Raw genomic sequence first — 17,361 nt, 5'->3', positions numbered from 1 at the left:
CGGCCGCCCGGAAGCGGCCGCCCTTCGTTCGTCGGGGCGTGGCTGGCGCCGGCCGTCAGCCGCCGGAGATGGTCACACCGCCGTCGACGGCGATGGTCTGACCCGTGAGGAAGCTGCCTTCCTTCGAGGCCATGTAGACGGCGAGACCGGCGATCTCCTCGGGCTGGCCGATGCGGTTCAGCGGGGCCTGGGCCTCGGAGCGGGCGCGGAACTCCGGATCCTCCCAGAGCGCGCGGGCGAAGTCGGTCTGGATCAGCCCCGGCGCGATGGCGTTGGCGCGGATGTTCGACTTGCCGTATTCCATGGCGATGTTGCGCACCATCTGCATGTCCGCCGCCTTGGAGATGGCATAGGCGCCGAGCACGCGGGAGCCGCGCAGGCCGCCGATCGACGAGACGATGATGATGGTGCCGTCCTTGCGCTCGATCATCTCCGGCAGCACCAGGTTGGCCAGCCAGTGATTGGACTTGATGTTGACGTCCATGATCTTGTCGAAGGCCGTGTCCGGAATTTCCAGCGAGGAGCCGTAGAACGGGTTGACCGCGGCGTTGCACACCAGCACGTCGACCTTGTCGAAGGCGTTGCGGGTCTCCGCGACCAGCATCTCGAGCTGTTCCTTGTAGGAGATGTTGCACGGAATGCCGACGGCGCGGCCGCCATGGGCGGCGTGATTGTCGTTGATATCCTGCGTCACCGCCTCGACGGCATCCGCCTTGCGGCTGGAGACGACCACGTTGGCCCCCTGCTTCGCGAAGGCCTCCGCGATGGCCTTGCCGATACCCTTGGTCGAACCGGTGACGATCGCGGTCTTGCCGCGCAGGTCGAACATCATGCGCTAACCCCTCCCTCTGGATGCGTTTCTTGTCAGATGATTGCCTAGATCAACCCGCCCAGCGGCGAGGACGGATCGGCGTATTTCTTCTTCGGCATGCGGCCGGCGAGATAGGCCATGCGGCCGGCCTCGACCGCGGCCTTCATGGCCCGGGCCATCAGGATCGGGTCCCCGGCCTCGGCGATGGCGGTGTTCATCAGCACGCCGTCGCAGCCCAGCTCCATGGCGATGGCCGCGTCGGAGGCCGTGCCGACGCCGGCGTCGACCAGCACCGGCACATTGGCCTGTTCGATGATCAGGCGGATATTGACCGGGTTCTGGATGCCCAGGCCCGAGCCGATCGGCGCGCCCAGCGGCATGATCGCACAGCAGCCCATGTCCTCCAGCCGCTTCGCCTGGATCGGGTCGTCGGAGCAATAGACCATGACCTCGAAGCCTTCCTTGAGCAGCATCTCGGCCGCGCGGACGGTTTCCGGCATGTCGGGGTAGAGCGTCTTCTGGTCGCCCAGGACCTCCAGCTTGACCAGGTCCCAGCCGCCGGCCTCGCGCGCCAGGCGGAGCGTGCGCACGGCATCCTCCGCCGTGAAGCACCCGGCGGTGTTGGGCAGGAAAGTGTATTTCTTCGGGTCGATGAAATCCACCAGCATGGGCTTGTCGGGATCGGTGAGGTTCACCCGGCGGACCGCGACGGTGATGATCTCCGCGCCCGACGCCTCCAGGGCGCGGGCGTTCTGCTCGTAGTCCTTGTACTTGCCGGTGCCGACCAGCAGACGCGAGGTGAAGGTGCGGCCGGCGACGGTGAAGCTGTCTTCGCCGCGCCGGCTGGCGGTATCTGCGCCGCCGCCGATGAAATGGACGATCTCGATCTGGTCGCCGTACTCCAGCGCCGTGCGGTGATAGGCGGAGCGGGGCACGATCTCCAGGTTGAGTTCGACCGCGATCTTGCGCGAATCGAGGCGCATCTGGCTCAGGAGGTCGAGGATCGTGATTCCCTCGTCGAAATCGCGCTCCTTGCCATTGACGGTAATCCGCATCTCAGCCGTTCCACTGCGTCTTTTCTGGTGAGGCCGTCCGTGGCGCGTCCGGCGCGCAGGCGACGGTTTCCCGTGATCGGTAAAGGCACTATAACCGCGCGGGCAATCAAGAAAAAAGGGGTGCGCGTCACGCATGTCCGAAACCTTGCTGATACTCAACGGACCGAACCTGAACCTGCTGGGCACGCGCCAGCCGGAGGTCTACGGCCGCGAGACACTGGCCGATATCGAAGGTTCCTGCCGGCAGATCGCCCAGGGCTTCGGCGTGCAGATCGATTTCCGGCAATCCAACCATGAAGGCGAACTTGTGGACTGGATCCACGAAGCCAAGGGGGGGGCGGACGGAATCATCATCAACCCGGCCGGCTACTCCCACACGTCGGTCGCGATACTGGACGCGTTGCTGGCGGTTGAGATTCCGACGATCGAGGTCCATCTCTCCAACATTCACCAGCGGGAGGACTTCAGACACCATTCCTGGGTGTCGAAGGCCGCGAAGGGGGTGATCTGCGGCTTCGGTTCGCTAGGCTATATACTTGCGATTCAGGCGCTGACCGCTGAACTGAAGGCGGCCAAACAACAGCAGATGGCGGGTTCATGACCAAACTGAACGTCGATATGGAAGCGCTGACCAAACTGGCGGCGCTGTTGAACGAGAGCGGTCTGACGGAGATCGAATGGGAAGAGGGCGACGTCAAGGTCCGCCTCGGCAAGTCGCCGGCGCCGGTCATGGCCGCCGCATCCCAGGCTCCGGCGGCCGCGCCCGCGATGGCGGGGCAGCCCGGAACGGAGGGCGGCCGTGAGGCCGAGACCGCGGGGACGAAGGTGCTCTCCCCGATGGTCGGCACCGTCTACACGGCGCCCGAACCGGGGGCCAGGCCCTTCGTTACGGTCGGCGATACGATCGAGAAGGGCCAGACCGTCATGATCGTCGAGGCGATGAAGACCATGAACCCGGTGCCCGCCCCGCTGTCCGGCAAGGTGGTTGCGGTTCTGGTCGAGAATGAACAGCCGGTCGAGTTCGAGCAGCCGCTGGTCGTGATCGAATAGGAACGGCCGGGCCATGTTCGAAAAGATTCTGATCGCGAATCGGGGCGAGATCGCGCTTCGCATCCACCGCGCCTGCCACGAGATGGGCATCAAGACGGTGGCGATCCACTCCACCGCGGACGCCGAGGCCATGCATGTGCGCCTGGCCGACGAATCCGTCTGCATCGGTCCGCCCAGCCCGAAGCTGAGCTATCTGAACATTCCCGCGATCATTTCGGCCGCCGAGATCACCGACGCCGACGCCATCCATCCGGGCTATGGCTTCCTCTCGGAAAACGCCCGCTTCGCCGAGATCGTCGAGGCGCACAACATCGCCTTCATCGGCCCGACGCCCGAGCATATTCGCCTGATGGGCGACAAGATCGCGGCCAAGACCTCGATGAAGGAACTCGGCGTGCCCGTGGTGCCGGGCTATGACGGCGCGCTGGAGGACATCGACAAGGCGCGCGCCATCGCCGCCGAGATCGGCTATCCGGTTCTGGTCAAGGCCGCGGCCGGCGGCGGTGGGCGCGGCATGCAGGTGATCCCGGACGCCGAGCGGCTGCCGGAGCTGCTCTCCCAGGCCAGGGCGGAAGCCATGCACGCCTTCGGCGACGACCGGATGTACATGGAGAAGTATCTCGGTCAGCCCCGGCATATCGAAGTGCAGGTCTTCGGCGACGGTCAGGGCCACGCGGTCCATCTGGGCGAGCGGGACTGCTCGCTCCAGCGCCGTCACCAGAAGGTTCTCGAGGAAGCGCCGTCGCCTGCGCTGAACGCCGCGCAGCGGGCCGATATCGGCGCCAAGGCGGCCAAGGCGGTCAGCGATCTCAACTACCGCGGCGCCGGGACCATCGAATTCCTCTACGAGGATGGCGAGTTCTTCTTCATCGAGATGAACACGCGCCTGCAGGTGGAGCATCCGGTGACCGAGGCGATCACCGGCATCGACCTGGTCCGCGAGCAGATTCGCGTCGCCTCCGGTGCGCCGCTGAGCTTCGCCCAGGACGACGTCGAGTTCACCGGCCATGCGGTCGAATGCCGGATCAACGCCGAGAACCACCGCACCTTTTCGCCGACGCCCGGCCGGGTCACGGACTACCATCCGCCGGGCGGCCTCGGCGTGCGCGTCGATTCCGGCCTCTATGACGGCTATTCGGTGCCGCCCTACTACGACAGCCTCATCGCCAAGCTGGTGGTCCACGGCCGGACGCGGAACGAATGCCTCATGCGGCTGCGCCGCTGTCTGGAGGAGTACGTCATCGGCGGCATCTCGACGACGATCCCGCTGCATATGGCCCTGGTGGACGACCAGGCGTTCATCGACGGCGCCTATGACATCCACTGGCTGGAACAGAACCTCGACAGACTGGTCGGTGGCTGACCGGCTGACACCGAACCTGCTGGTTCAGGCCTATTCGCGCGGCCTGTTCCCCATGGCCGAAACCCGGGACGATTCCCAGCTCTTCTGGGTCGATCCGGACGAGCGCGGGGTATTGCCGCTCGAAGGTTTCCATGTGCCGAAACGGTTGCGGAAGACGGTGCGGCAGGACCGCTTCAAGGTCACGGCGGATGTCGCCTTCGACGAGGTCATCCGCCAGTGCGGCGAGCTCAACTATACCCGCGGGCGGTTCGACAGCTGGATCAACTCGGAGATCGTGCGCGCTTATGGCGAACTGTTCCGCCTGGGTCTGGCGCACTCGGTGGAATGCTGGAGCGAGGGCCGGCTGGTCGGCGGACTCTACGGCGTGGCGATCCGCGCCGCCTTCTTCGGCGAGAGCATGTTCTCGATCGAGACCGATGCCTCCAAGGTCGCGCTGGTGCATCTGGTCGCGCGTCTGCGGGCCGGCGGCTACCGGCTGCTCGACAGCCAGTTCGTCAACGATCACCTGAAGCAGTTCGGCGTCGAGGCGGTGCCGCGGCACGCCTTCATGGTGCGGCTGAACGAAGCCCTGGCCGCCGAAGGCGATTTCGAGGCCGCCGGGCCGCGCATCGAGGGCGAACGGGCGCTGGACCTCGTGCTCAGAGGTCCATGAGGGCCAGCATCGAGCGGCCGAGGGGATCCTTCGGGTCGGTCACGTGATCGAGCAGCGTGAAGTGGTTGGCGCCCTCGGGGAGCATCACCTCGCGCTCGATGCCGAACATGTCGCGATAGTCGGTGGACTGGCGGATCCAGCCATCGGGCTCGGCGCCGCCGGCGGCGAGAAGAACGTCCACGTGGGGCAGGGGACGGAAGCCGGCCTGCAGCACGTTCATGCGGCGCGCCTGGGCGTCGTCCAGCCCGATCTCGGCGTTGATGGTGGTGCGCATGGCGACCGCCGGGTCGAAGACGCCGGAAAGCAGCGTCGCCGATTTGATAAGGTCGGCTTCCAGGCCGTCACCGGTCCAGTCGCGGGCGGCGGCGAGGGCCGAGAGATGCGCCCCCGCCGAGTGGCCGCTCAGGTGCACCCGAGCCGGATCCGCGCCGTAGTCGGCGGCGCGCTTTGCGGCGTGGGCAATCCCGCGCATCACCGAATCCGCCAGGCTCTGCAGCGTGACTTCCGGGCAGAGCGGATAGTTGATCAGCACGACGGTCGCGCCGGCGCCGTTGAACGGCTGGGCGACGAAGCTGTGCTCGTCCTTCGACAGCGCCCGCCAGTAGCCGCCGTGAATGAAGATGTGCATCGGACCGCCGACGATGCCGGGAAAGACGTCGTAGACCTCGCGCAGGTGGTCGCCATAGGCGATGTTTCGGCGCATATCGAGGTTGCGGCGCGCCTGGGCGGCCTTCTCCACGAAGCCGGCGAGCAGGTCCGCCGCGTCGGGCGCGGCCACGCGCGGATTGAAGTTCCGCTCCATTTCCTCGTCGGACCAGTCCTGCCAGTAGGTCATTGCATCCTCCCCTCAGGCGGCGTAGCAGCCGGCGCTCTTCGCCCGCAGCACCACCAGACTGTAGACGATGTCGATGGTCGGCGTCGGCAGTTCCAGCATGCGGCCCAGTTCGGCCACGGCGCCCAGGATCGGCTCGATCTCCATGGTCCGCCCGCCTTCCAGATCCTGCAGCATCGAGGTCTTGTGCGCGCCGACGGCCGAGGCGGCCTCGATCCGCTTGTCCACGGTCATGGGAAAACGCACGCCCAGCTTCTCGCCGATGGCCTGGGCCTCGGTCATCATCCCGGCGATGACCTCGCGCACGCCGGCGTCCCCGGCCATGCCTTCCAGGGTCGCCGCCGTCAACGCGGAAACCGGGTTGAAGCTGAGATTGCCCCAGAGCTTGGCCCAGATCTCGTTACGGAGATTGGGACGCACCGGCGCCTTCACGCCGGCGGCGATCAGTGTCTTCGACAGCGCCTGGATACGTTCCGACCGGCTGCCGTCGGGCTCTCCCAGCGCCAGGCGATCGCCATAGCCGAGTTTCACCACGCCGGGCTCCGGCACTTCCGCCGCCTGCCAGACGACGGAGCCGATGGCGCGTTCGGGGCCGATCTTTTCCCAGATCTCGCCGCCCGGATCGGCGCTTTCCAGCCGCCGGTTCTCGAACGGCCCTTCATGGCCGAAGAAGTACCACCAGGGCATGCCGTTCTGCGCCGTGACCACGGCCGTCTCGGGCCCCAGCAGCGGCTGCATCGCGTCGGCGACAGCGCGGACGCCATGGGCCTTCATGGTCAGCAGGACATAATCCTGCGGGCCGAGCTCCGACGGATCGTCGGTCACCGTCGGCCGCACGACGAATGCGTCTTCGGCGCTGATCAGCTTCAGGCCGTTGGCCTTCATGGCGGCCAGATGCGGCCCGCGGGCGATCAGGCTGACGTCGACGCCCTGACGCGCCAGCATCGCGCCGACATAGCCGCCGATCGCGCCGGCACCGTAGATGCATATCTTCATGGAAATACGCCCTCCCAGATGGAGCAACAGGGGGCGGGGTGGCGGTCCCTAGGGGAATCGAACCCCTGTTTCAAGAATGAAAATCTCGCGTCCTAACCACTAGACGAAGGGACCGCTGAACGGCCTCCGCATTTACCGGTCCCCACCGCCGAAATCAACTGCGATGAGCGGATTTTTCGCCGCACGGTCGCGCAGTTGGGCCTTACGCTACGTCCGCCGCGTCCTCGATCTGGAACTGCACGCGCGGACTGCCCTGCCAGTGGTCGATGCGCAGGTGGCCGGCCAGGTGAACGGGACGGTTGTCGCGGGCGCGGCCCAGAAGCGCGCGGCCCAGCGGTTCCTCGGCAGTACGGAAGGCGATGGCGCCGACCCAGCCCTTGCCGCGGCCGGCGATCTGGGCGCGCACGTGCTGGCCGCCGACAATGTCCGCCTTCACCAGCTGCGCTTCCGGAATCGCGATGCGGGGTTCCGGATTGCCCGACCCGTAGGGTCCGGCCCGCTGCAGTTCCTCAGCCAGTTCCAGGGTCACGCCGGAGGCGGCGATGGCGCCGTCGAGAACGAGCGCGCGGTCCTGGCGGGCCTTCTGGACCTGAGCGTCGAGCCGTTCGTGCATGAATTCGGCGAATGCCTCGATGCCGTCGGCGCGGACGGTGATGCCGGCCGCCATGCTGTGGCCGCCGCCATTGATCAGCAGGCCCGCCTGGCGCGCCGCGGTAACCGCCGCGCCGAGATCGACGCCCCGGATCGAGCGGCCCGAGCCCTTGGCGGTCTCGCCGTCGCGGGCGATGACGAAGGCGGGTCGGCCGGCGCGGTCCTTGACCCGGCTGGCGACGATGCCGATGACGCCGGGATGCCAGCCCTCGCCATCAAGGACCACCACGGCGCGGTTGTCCTGCCGGCCGGTGAGGGCGAAGGCTTCGTCGAGGACCGTCTGCTCGATCCGCCGGCGCTCGGCATTCAGCCGGTCCAGCTCGACGGCGATGCCGACAGCCTCCTCGCGGTCGTCGGTGGTCAGAAGGCGGACGCCGAGATCCGCGAGACCGACGCGCCCGCCGGCGTTGATGCGAGGCCCGATCAGAAAGCCCGCGTGGTAGGCGCCGGGCGGCCCGTTCATCCGCGCAATGTCGGAAAGCGCCGTCAGGCCCGTCTGCCGCCGCGAGGCGAGAACCTTCAGCCCCTGCGCCACCAGGGCGCGGTTGAGTCCCGTCAGCGGGACCACGTCGCAGACGGTGCCGACGGCGACGAGATCGAGGAACTGCAGCAGGTTGGGCTCCGGCCGTTCCCGGAACCAGCCCATGGAACGCAGGGTGCGGCTGACGGCGATCAGCAACAGGAAGGCGACGCCCACGGCGGCGAGATTGCCATGGCCACCGGTGCAGTCGAGCCGGTTCGGATTGACCACCGCCGCCGCCTTGGGCAAGCGGCTTTCCGCCAGGTGGTGATCGACGACAATGACGTTGATGCCCTGGTCGTGGGCAGCGTCGAGCACCTCGAAGGCTGCGGTGCCGCAGTCGACCGTGACGATCAGTTCATGGCCCGCGCCGGCAAGTTTCTCCAGTGCCGGGAGATTGGGGCCGTAGCCTTCGGCGATACGGTCGGGGATGTGACAGCCCGCGTCGGCGCCGACGGCACGGAGATAGCGGATCAGCAGCGCCGAGGACGTCGCTCCGTCGACGTCGTAGTCGCCGAAGATCGCGATGCGACGGCTCTCGGCCACGTGCCGGGCGATGAGTTCGGCGGCGCGATCCATGTCGGCGAAGCTGGAGGGGTCGGGCAGCAGATCCTTCAGCCGTGGCTCCAGATATCCCGGCGCATCGTCGATGCCCACATCGCGGTTGGCCAGGGTGCTGGCCAGGATGTCGGAGAGCTGATGGCGCTGGCGCAGGGCTTCGATGGTGCGTTCGCTCGCCGCGCCGCGCCGCCAGCGCAGGCCGCTCAGCGAGCGCTCGACCTGAAGGAAGGTGTCCGTCTCCGGCACCCGGGTCTAGCTGGCGATCCGGCGCCGGCCTTCGATGCGCCGGACCGTGCCCGTCTTGGAGCGCATGACGACGGAATCCGTCACGATCACGCCGTTGTGGCGGCGCACGCCGCGCAGCATGCCGCCGTCGGTCACCCCGGTGGCGGTGAAGATGACGTCGCCCGCCGCCATCTCCTCCATCTCGTACTTCCGGTCGAGATCGGTGATGCCGATGCGGCGCGCGCGTTCCTTCTCGTCGTTGTTGCGGAAGATCAGCCGTCCCTGCATCTGGCCGCCGACGCAGCGGAGCGCCGCCGCGGCCAGGACGCCCTCGGGCGCGCCGCCGGTTCCGATGTACAAGTCGATCCGCGTCTCCGGATCGGTGGTGGCGATCACGCCGGCGATGTCGCCGTCGGGGATGAGCTGGATGCGCGCGCCTGCAGCGCGGGTTTCCTTGATGATGTCCGAATGCCGGGGCCGGTCGAGAATGCAGATCATGAGGTCGGCCACGGCGCAGCCCTTGGCCGCGGCGAGGCTGGTCAGGTTCTCGGTCACGCTGCGGTCCAGGTCCACGACGCCGTCGGGCAGGCCGCCGCCGACGGCGATCTTGTCCATGTAGACGTCCGGCGAGTTGAGCAGCATGCCCTTCTCCGACAGCGCCATGACCGAGAGCGAACCCGGGGCGGCCTTGGCGGTGATGGTGGTGCCTTCCAGCGGATCCAGGGCGATGTCGATCTCCGGTCCGACGCCGTCGGCGTGGCCGTTGCCGACATCCTCGCCGATATAGAGCATCGGCGCCTCGTCGCGCTCGCCTTCGCCGATGACGACGGTGCCGCGGATCGCCATGCCGTTGAGCGCCGTGCGCATGGCGTCGACGGCCGCCTGGTCGGCCTGCTTCTCGTTGCCCATGCCGATCCAGTCGAAGGACGCAATGGCGCCCGCCTCGGTCACGCGGACGGCCTCGAGCGTCAGATTGCGGTCCAGCTTGGTGGTCTTCGACATGGTTCCCTCCGGCTCCCTCAGACCGTGATCGCGGCGGTCAGAAGTTCTCGATCCTGAGCAGGTGCGGCGTCTCGACGATGGAATCGAGCGCCTCGATTCGCTGCAGCGCCGCCATGATACGCGCCTCCGTCGTCTCATGGGTAATGACGACCACGGGCGCGGTGCCGCCATCGTCGTGATCGGCGCGCTGCAGCATCTGCTCGATCGAGATCTCCGTGTCCCGCAGCACGGCCGAGACATCCGCTATCACGCCGGGCCGGTCAAGCACGTTGAGGCGGATATAGTAATGCCCGCGCCGCTTCTCTGGCGGATAGGCCGACGCGGCGGTCAACCGGCGCGACGGAAGGCCGAACATCGGCGTGTTGCGCCGGCGGGCGATGTCGACCAGATCGGCGGCGACGGCGGAGGCCGTCGGCCCGGCCCCGGCGCCGGGGCCCTCGAACATCGTGCGGCCGACGTGATTCGCTTCCGTCACGATGGCGTTGTCGACGCCCTCGACCTTGGCGATCGGGGTATCCGCCCGGACAAGGCATGGCTGAACCCGCTGCGCCACCTGTCCGTCGATCCACTCGGCGACGCCCAGCAGCTTGATGCGGTAGCCGAACTCGTCCGCATAGGCGATATCGACCGAGGATATGCGCTGGATGCCTTCGATGCCGACGGCAGCGAAGTCGATCTCCGAGCCGAAGCAGACCGAGGCCAGGATCGCCAGCTTGTGGGCCGCGTCCACGCCGCCGACGTCGAAGGTGGGGTCGGCCTCGGCATAGCCGAGTTCCTGCGCATCCTTCAGAACATCGTCGAAGTCCCTGCCGGAATTGCGCATTTCCGTCAGGATGTAATTGCAGGTGCCGTTCAGAATGCCATAGACGCGGCTGATCCGGTTCGCCGACAGACCCTCGCGGACCGCCTTGATGATGGGAATGCCGCCAGCCACCGCGGCCTCGTAGGCGAAGGGCAGGCCCTTCTCGTCGGCCAGCCGCGCCAGCGCCGCGCCGTGCTCGGCGATCAGGGCCTTGTTGGCCGTGACCACGGGCTTGCCGTTCTGCAGCGCCGTCTCGACCAGATGCCGCGCTGGCCCGTCCGAGCCGCCCATCAGCTCCACGACCACGTCGATATCGTCGCGGCGGGCGAGGGCGGCGGGGTTGTCCTCCCAGTCGAAGCGGTCGATGTCGACGCCGCGGTCGCGCCCGCGGTTCCGCGCCGATACGGCCCGGACGACGAGCGGCCGTCCGGCGCGGCCCTCGATCACGTCCGCGTTCTCCTCCAGCAGCCGGATCAGCCCGCTGCCGACCGTGCCGACGCCGGCGACGGCAATGCGCAAGTCATTGGTCAATCGTCTGGTTCCAGGTCTTGTGTCTGTTGGCGGCTATTCGGCGGCGAGTTGGCGCTGACGCCGTTCCAGGGGCTCGTCGCCTGACTGCATGAAGCGCTTGAGGCTGCGGACCGCCTGTCTGATGCGCTGCTCGTTCTCCACCAGGGCGATGCGGACATGACCGTCGCCATACTCGCCGAAGCCGACGCCGGGGGAGACGGCGACTTCGGCCTCCTCCAGCAGCAGCTTGGAGAACTCCAGGCTGCCCAGGCTGCGATAAGGCTCCGGAATCGGCGCCCAGGCGAACATGGTTGCGGCCGGCGAGGGGACGTCCCAACCGGCGTCTGCAAAGCCTTTGATCAGCACGTCGCGGCGCGAGCGGTAGAGATCGCGGATCTCGTCGACGCAGTCCTGCGGACCGTTCAGCGCCGCCGTCGCAGCGACCTGGACCGGCGTGAAGGCGCCATAGTCCAGATAGGACTTGATGCGCGTCAGCGCCGCGATCAGGTCCTTGTTGCCGGTGGCGAAACCAACGCGCCAGCCGGGCATGCTGTAGGTCTTCGACATGGAGGTGAACTCCACGGCGCGCTCCCGCGCGCCGGGCACCTGCAGGATGGACGGCGGCGGCGTGCCGTCGAAGTAGATCTCCGCATAGGCCAGATCGGAAAGGATGTAGAGACCGCGCCGCCGGGCGAAGTCGACCACTTCCCGGTAGAAATCGAGATCCACCACCATCGCGGTCGGATTGGACGGGAAGTTGAGTACCAGCACCTCGGGCGTGGGCACGCAGTGCTTCATCGCGCGCTCCAGGCTGGCCAGGAAATCATACTCCGGACCCACGGGGAAATGGCGGATCACGGCCCCTGCGATGATGAAGCCGTAGGGGTGGATCGGATAGGACGGGTTCGGCGCCAGAATGGTGTCGCCGGGCGTGGTGATCGCCATGGCGAGATGGGCCAGCCCCTCCTTCGAGCCGAGGGTCACGATGGTCTCGGTCTCCGGATCGACGGAGACGCCGAAACGGCGTTCGTAATAGGCGGAAACCGCGCGCCGTAGGCCGGGAATGCCCTTGGAGGCGGAGTAGCGGTGAGTGCGCGGATTGGCGGACGCCTCGACCAGCTTGTCGACGATGTGCCGGGGCGTCGGCTGGTCGGGATTGCCCATGCCGAAGTCGATGATGTCGCGGCCGGCGGCGCGCGCTTCCGCCTTCAGGCGGTTGACCTCGTTGAAGACATAGGGGGGCAGGCGCTTGATCAGATGAAAGTCGACTTGCATGACGTGCTACCGGGACTCTTGCGGGCCGGGGTTGTTGCCCGCGACGCGGCGAGCAAACCCAGGGCTGTTAGTACTCGAGATAGATTTCGGCGCGGCGGTTGCCAGCCTCGCCGCTGGGCATGGCTTCGTTGTAGATGGGGGCGTTGTCTCCCTTTGCCTCGATGTAGAGGCGGTCATAGGGGATGCCTTCCCGGGCCAGCGCGTCGGCGACGGCGTCGGCGCGGGCGGCCGATACCCTGAGATTGGCCAGCAGGTGGTTGTCCACCGCCATCTCGCCGGTGCGGCTGGAAGCGTGTCCCTGGATCCGGATGCGCGCATTGGTCCGTTTCGCCTGTTCCGCGATTCGGCGGATGGTCGCGTGGTCATCGGACGAAAGCGAGACCGAACCATGGCGGAAAAGGATCACCTCGTCCGGCGCCCGGCCACCGCGCGCGGCGGGACCGTAGGCCGCGGGCTGGTAGACGCCGTCCCCAGAAATCACCACGGGTTCGCCGAGCGCGGCGGACCCCCGCGTCACGCCGCCGCCGCGGGTGCCAGCGATCGCTTCCTCATAGGTGCGGGGCGCGTTCAGGGACTCGTGATAGGTCTGCTGGACCACCGGCGAGACGCTGTTCGGGAACTGTCCGGGCGCGACCCGGCCACCGCCTGCCGACGCCTCGCTGCGCGGCTCGATGCCGGCTTCCCTCAGACGTTCGCTGTAGGACGGCGACTGCTGCGGCGTCACTGCCGCCGGCCGCCGCTGCGGCGTATCGGGGGCCCTGTCGGGCGTGGGCGCGGGCGTGACCATGGCGGTCTGCGCGGGCAAGCTGGTGCGGGTGTCGGTGATGACGCCCGGACTGGAGTCCTCCTTGCGGGGCTCCACTTCGGGATCGGCGGCAATGCTGGTGCGCCGGGGAACCACGGTGCCCTCCTCCGAGAAGGACGGCGGTTCCTCGCCGCGGGTCATGGCCGCGATCATCGGCGTCGGCGACTCGTCGCGGGGCGCCTGGACAACGCGCACGCGTTCGTCCTGGGCGGGGGCCTCGGCGGCGGGCCGGGCGGGCGCCGGGTCGGGGGCGCGGCGCGGTTCTGCCCTGGCGGGCGTGACAGGGCGAGGCTCGGCCGCGGCGACGCGGCGCGGCGGCTGGGGCGCGGCAACGATCTGGACATCGCGCTCGGGCGAGGCTTTCTCCGTTTCCTGAGCGGCCGCGGGCATCGGAATTGCGGGGGCCGGCCTTGCGGCCCGCGCCACCGGCTGCGGCGCCGGCCCGTAGTCGGGCTCAAACAGTCCGGCGGGATCGGCCCAGTCGGGCAGCGAGCAGGCGCCCAGCGCAAGCGCGGCGGCGACGGCGGCCAGCCGTCCGGCGCGCGCCAGATGCGTTCGGGTTGCTGCTGTCGCGGACATCGATGCGGACATCTCGCCATCTCCTCCACGAGACCGAGGTTTGCAGATTCCCGGGCAATCTAGCGGGCCGGAATTGATTTGTCTGCCCCGGAATGGCCGGCAATCGGGCGCGTGCGGAAGAGGCTGCAGGACGGGCTTGCGTCAAATTGTGCAGTGCAGCAAAAGCGACGCCGCGTTAACCTTCCCCTGTTCATTCCGCCGCGCCGTCCGCACAATGACGGCAACGGACGACAGATCCGCCATGAACCATGGGAGGAGGCGATGGCAGAGAAGTCCAATGAGGAATTCCCGACACCGGACCTGAACGAGTTCTCGCTGAACATGTCCAGGGTCGCTGCGCAGAGCCAGCGTCTGGTGGCCGACTTCCTGGAGCGCCATCAGGATCAGGCGCCGGCGGCGCCCGGTCCCGCGGATCCCATGAACGTCGGCAAGGCGTTCATGGAGATGACCTCGCGGATGATGGCCGACCCGGGCAAGCTGGTCGACGCGCAGATGAACCTGTTCAAGGGCTACATGGAGCTCTGGCAGCAGGCGGCGCAGAAGATGATGGGCGAGGAGGTCGAGGACGCGGTGCCCACGCCGCGCTCCGACAAGCGCTTCAAGGACGCCGCCTGGCAGGAAAACCAGATCTTCGACTTCATCAAGCAATCCTACCTGCTGACGTCGAAATGGATGACCGACACCGTGCACGATGTCGAGGGACTGGACCAGCACACCGCGGAGAAGGTCGACTTCTACACCCGGCAGTTCGCCGACGCGATGTCGCCGTCGAATTTCGTCATGACCAATCCGATGGTCCTGCGCGAGACCCTGGCCACCAACGGCGAGAACCTGGTGCGCGGCCTCGATCACCTGCTGGAGGATCTGGAGCGGGGCCGGGGCAAGCTGGCCATCAAGATGACCGATCTGGACGCCTTCGAAGTCGGCGGCAACGTCGCCACGACGCCCGGAAAGGTGGTCTATCAGAACGAGCTGATGCAGTTGATCCAGTATGCGCCGGCGACCGAGCAGGTTCACGAGCGGCCGCTGCTGATCGCGCCGCCGTGGATCAACAAGTTCTACATTCTCGATCTCCGGGCCGAGAACTCGTTCATCCGCTGGTGCACCGAGCAGGGGCTGACCGTCTTCGTCATCTCATGGGTGAATCCGGACGAGAAGCTCGCGAACAAGAACTTCGAGGATTACATGCACGAGGGCATCCTGGCCGCGCTCGACGCTATCGAGCAGGCGGTCGGCGTGCGCGAGGTCACGACCATCGGCTATTGCCTGGGCGGCACGCTGATGGCCGCCACTCTGGCCTACATGGCGGCCCGCGGCGACGACCGGATCAAGGCCACCACGTTCTTCACAGCCCAGGTCGATTTCACCGAGCCCGGCGAACTGGGCGTCTTCATCGACGACGAGAGCATCGCCCACATCGAGGAAATGATGGAGGAGCGCGGCTATCTGGAGGGCGCGGAGATGGCGTCCACGTTCAACATGCTGCGCGCCAACGACCTTATCTGGTCCTTCGTGGTCAACAACTACCTGATGGGCAAGGACCCGTTCCCCTTCGATCTGCTCTACTGGAATTCCGACGCCACGCGTCTGCCGCGGGTCATGCACAGCTTCTACCTGCGCAAGATGTATCAGCAGAACCTGCTGGCGCAGCCGGGCGGGCTGGAATTCAACGGCACGCCGATCGACCTGGGCAAGGTGAAGATCCCGGTCTACGTGCAGGCGGGCAAGGAGGACCACATCGCGCCGTACCGCTCGGTCTTCAAGGCGACGCAGCACTTCTCCGGGCCGGTCCGGTTCATGCTGGCGGGTTCGGGGCATATCGCGGGCGTGGTCAACCCGCCGGACGCGAAGAAGTATCAGTACTGGACGAACGAGAAGCGCAAGAAGTACGCGACGCCGGACGAATGGCTGGCCGACGCCACTGAGACGCCGGGTTCCTGGTGGCCGGACTGGATCAAGTGGATGCAGAAGCACTCCGGCAAGAAGGTGCCGGCCCGCGTACCGGGCGAGGGCGGCCTGAAGGCGATCGAGGACGCGCCGGGCTCCTACGTGAAGGTGCGTTCCGGCGGGTAATCATCGGTCACGGCATCAGTACCGGATAGAGTGACGCCAGCAGTAGTGCGGCCATCATCAGGTTGAATATCCGCAGACGGCGGCGGCTGCCGATCAGCCGCCGCATCTGCTGGCCAGCAAGGGTCCATGAACTGACGGATGGCAGGTTGATGGCGCCGAAAATCAGCCCGACAGCCAGGATGGAGAGGAAATCCTGGCCGGGGGCGTAGACAGTTACCGCTGACAGCGCCATCGCCCATGCCTTCGGATTGACCCATTGGAAGCCCGCGGCCTGCAGGAAGGTCAGGGGGCGCCCCGGTGCGGCTGCCGCCTCCGGCGGGGCAGCATTCGCGATCTTCCAGGCCAGCCAGAGCATGTAGACCACGCTGACGGCCTTTAGCATCATGAGAAGTTCCGGTGTTTCCGCGACCAGCCGCCCGGCGCCCGAACCGAGCACCAGCACCATGAACACAAAGCCCAGTCCGACGCCGAGCATGTGGGGGATGGTTCGGCGAAAGCCGTAGTTTGCGCCCGATGCCATCAGCATCAGGTTGTTCGGTCCGGGTGTGATCGAGGAGACAAAGGCGAAGACCGCCAGAGCGCCGGCAAGTTCATATGACATGACGCAATAATTATTCAAAACTGGCGGTATTTGATTGCTGTTTCGACGTATATCGTGAATATATTGCAATCAATGATCGGTATGGATCGAATTTTCGAGAGAATATTGCAAGAGCTGTCCCGCGACGGCCGTATCAGCAATATCGAGCTCGCTCAGCGTGTCGGCCTGTCGCCGTCGGCCTGCCTCAGACGCGTGCAGGATCTGGAGCGGCGCGGCGTCATCCGCGGCTATCGCGCGGTCATCGACCGCACCAGGCTGGGGACCGGGTTCGTCGCCCTGGTCGCCGTGGGGCTCTCCAGTCACACCAAGGCTTCACAGGAAGCGTTCGAGCGCGCCATCGCCACGGCCCCGGAAGTGCTGGAGTGTCACAACATCACGGGGGCGGTGGAATACATGCTGCGCGTGGAGGCGACGGACCTGACAGCCTACAAGCATTTCCACACCCAGGTGCTGGGTGCGCTGCCGCAGGTCAACGCGATCACCACCTATGTCGTGCTGGATTCCCCGAAGGACGAGCGGGCCTGAGCCGAGGTCATTTCTTCGCCGGCAGCACCATCTGTGTCTGGGTGACGACGGCGGCCTTGCGCCCGTCCTCCCGGCTGATCGTCGTGGTCCAGACCATGGTCGTGCGGCCCTTGTGAACCGGCACGCAGCGGGCGATGGCCTTCTGGTTCACCGGCACGGCGGCCAGGAAGTTGGTCTTGCTCTCGAGCGTCGTGGTGACGGTATCCGGCGGCAGGTTGATGACGGTCGCCACCGCGCCGACATTGTCGGCCAGTGCCATCACCGCGCCGCCGTGCATGATCGCGGGGTTGGTGCAGAACTCCGGCTTCACCAGCATCTCGGCCTCGACAAGGTCGGGCTCGACGGTGGTGAATTCGATCCCGAGGAGCGCGCCGAAGGGCGTCATGCGCTCGCTGACCATCCGCCTGAGTTCGTCCGACATGCTTTCCGTCTCCACCGGCAATTGACCCTTGGGACAATAGCGCGGGCGGGGC

General features: G+C 66.9%; 17 protein-coding genes and 1 tRNA gene. 6 read left to right on the top strand and 12 right to left on the bottom strand.

Features of this window, described 5'->3' with window-relative positions; translation table 11 throughout:
• Positions 1-55: 55 nt before the first annotated feature.
• Positions 56-832: a short-chain dehydrogenase gene (locus tag TEF_12405; GenBank protein ID ANK81505.1), complete on the bottom strand. Its 777-nt coding sequence runs from the start codon at positions 830-832 to the stop codon at positions 56-58.
• A 44-nt stretch (positions 833-876) separates the two neighbouring features.
• Complete coding sequence (locus TEF_12400) at positions 877-1,866, bottom strand: thiamine biosynthesis protein ThiS (GenBank protein ANK81504.1); 990 nt, start codon at positions 1,864-1,866, stop codon at positions 877-879.
• 133 nt (positions 1,867-1,999) lie between these two features.
• Between TEF_12400 and TEF_12395 the strand changes: the two genes are divergently transcribed.
• From TEF_12395 to TEF_12380, 4 genes are read left to right on the top strand one after another with little or no spacing between them, the layout of a single operon-like run.
• Entirely contained in the window at positions 2,000-2,467 is a 468-nt protein-coding gene (locus TEF_12395) for a type II 3-dehydroquinate dehydratase (protein ID ANK81503.1), read from the top strand.
• Positions 2,464-2,916: an acetyl-CoA carboxylase, biotin carboxyl carrier protein gene (locus TEF_12390; protein ID ANK81502.1), complete on the top strand. Its 453-nt coding sequence runs from the start codon at positions 2,464-2,466 to the stop codon at positions 2,914-2,916. Before TEF_12395 ends, TEF_12390 begins: the two co-directional genes overlap by 4 nt.
• 13 nt (positions 2,917-2,929) lie before the next feature.
• Complete coding sequence (locus TEF_12385; protein ANK81501.1) at positions 2,930-4,279, top strand: acetyl-CoA carboxylase biotin carboxylase subunit; 1,350 nt, start codon at positions 2,930-2,932, stop codon at positions 4,277-4,279.
• A complete protein-coding gene (locus TEF_12380) occupies positions 4,230-4,931 on the top strand; it encodes a leucyl/phenylalanyl-tRNA--protein transferase (GenBank protein ID ANK81500.1) in 702 nt (233 codons plus the stop codon). The genes TEF_12385 and TEF_12380 overlap by 50 nt, the downstream gene beginning before the upstream one ends.
• Here TEF_12380 and TEF_12375 read toward each other — a convergent pair.
• From TEF_12375 to TEF_12340, 8 genes are all read right to left on the bottom strand, one after another.
• Entirely contained in the window at positions 4,918-5,766 is an 849-nt protein-coding gene (locus tag TEF_12375) for a hypothetical protein (protein ANK81499.1), read from the bottom strand. The two genes, TEF_12380 and TEF_12375, sit on opposite strands and share 14 nt — an antisense overlap.
• Positions 5,767-5,778: 12 nt before the next feature.
• Positions 5,779-6,759, bottom strand: coding sequence for a 2-dehydropantoate 2-reductase (locus TEF_12370; protein ANK81498.1), 981 nt, complete (start codon positions 6,757-6,759; stop codon positions 5,779-5,781).
• Positions 6,760-6,798: 39 nt separating this feature from the next.
• A tRNA-Glu gene (locus TEF_12365) sits at positions 6,799-6,873 on the bottom strand.
• Between the two features lie 88 nt (positions 6,874-6,961).
• The gene (locus tag TEF_12360) at positions 6,962-8,737 is read right to left on the bottom strand and encodes a single-stranded-DNA-specific exonuclease RecJ (GenBank protein ANK81497.1); all 1,776 of its coding nucleotides are present in this window, start codon (positions 8,735-8,737) and stop codon (positions 6,962-6,964) included.
• Between the two features lie 6 nt (positions 8,738-8,743).
• The gene (locus TEF_12355; protein ID ANK83453.1) at positions 8,744-9,700 is read right to left on the bottom strand and encodes a fructose-1,6-bisphosphatase, class II; all 957 of its coding nucleotides are present in this window, start codon (positions 9,698-9,700) and stop codon (positions 8,744-8,746) included.
• A 55-nt stretch (positions 9,701-9,755) separates the two neighbouring features.
• On the bottom strand, positions 9,756-11,051 hold the full coding sequence (locus TEF_12350; GenBank protein ANK81496.1) for a homoserine dehydrogenase: 1,296 nt from the start codon (positions 11,049-11,051) through the stop codon (positions 9,756-9,758).
• Positions 11,052-11,084: 33 nt separating this feature from the next.
• Positions 11,085-12,305, bottom strand: coding sequence for an aminotransferase (locus TEF_12345; GenBank protein ANK81495.1), 1,221 nt, complete (start codon positions 12,303-12,305; stop codon positions 11,085-11,087).
• Positions 12,306-12,372: 67 nt separating this feature from the next.
• Complete coding sequence (locus TEF_12340) at positions 12,373-13,701, bottom strand: hypothetical protein (protein ANK81494.1); 1,329 nt, start codon at positions 13,699-13,701, stop codon at positions 12,373-12,375.
• Between the two features lie 249 nt (positions 13,702-13,950).
• Here TEF_12340 and TEF_12335 point away from each other — a divergent pair, with 249 nt between their 5' ends.
• Complete coding sequence (locus tag TEF_12335) at positions 13,951-15,762, top strand: class I poly(R)-hydroxyalkanoic acid synthase (GenBank protein ANK81493.1); 1,812 nt, start codon at positions 13,951-13,953, stop codon at positions 15,760-15,762.
• Positions 15,763-15,769: 7 nt separating this feature from the next.
• Here the strand turns inward: TEF_12335 and TEF_12330 are convergent, their stop codons facing one another.
• On the bottom strand, positions 15,770-16,363 hold the full coding sequence (locus tag TEF_12330; GenBank protein ID ANK81492.1) for a hypothetical protein: 594 nt from the start codon (positions 16,361-16,363) through the stop codon (positions 15,770-15,772).
• Positions 16,364-16,444: 81 nt separating this feature from the next.
• Here TEF_12330 and TEF_12325 point away from each other — a divergent pair, with 81 nt between their 5' ends.
• Positions 16,445-16,888, top strand: a complete 444-nt coding sequence (locus TEF_12325) for an AsnC family transcriptional regulator (GenBank protein ANK83452.1) — start codon at positions 16,445-16,447, stop codon at positions 16,886-16,888.
• Between the two features lie 7 nt (positions 16,889-16,895).
• Here TEF_12325 and TEF_12320 read toward each other — a convergent pair whose 3' ends face one another.
• Entirely contained in the window at positions 16,896-17,309 is a 414-nt protein-coding gene (locus tag TEF_12320; GenBank protein ID ANK83451.1) for a phenylacetic acid degradation protein, read from the bottom strand.
• Positions 17,310-17,361: the final 52 nt, after the last annotated feature.

The sequence above is a fragment of the Rhizobiales bacterium NRL2 genome (genome assembly GCA_001664005.1).
Taxonomy (GTDB): Bacteria; Pseudomonadota; Alphaproteobacteria; order Minwuiales; family Minwuiaceae; genus Minwuia.
The sequence above is the reverse complement of the archived record's forward strand: the minus strand, read 5'-3'. Positions and strand labels throughout refer to the sequence as shown.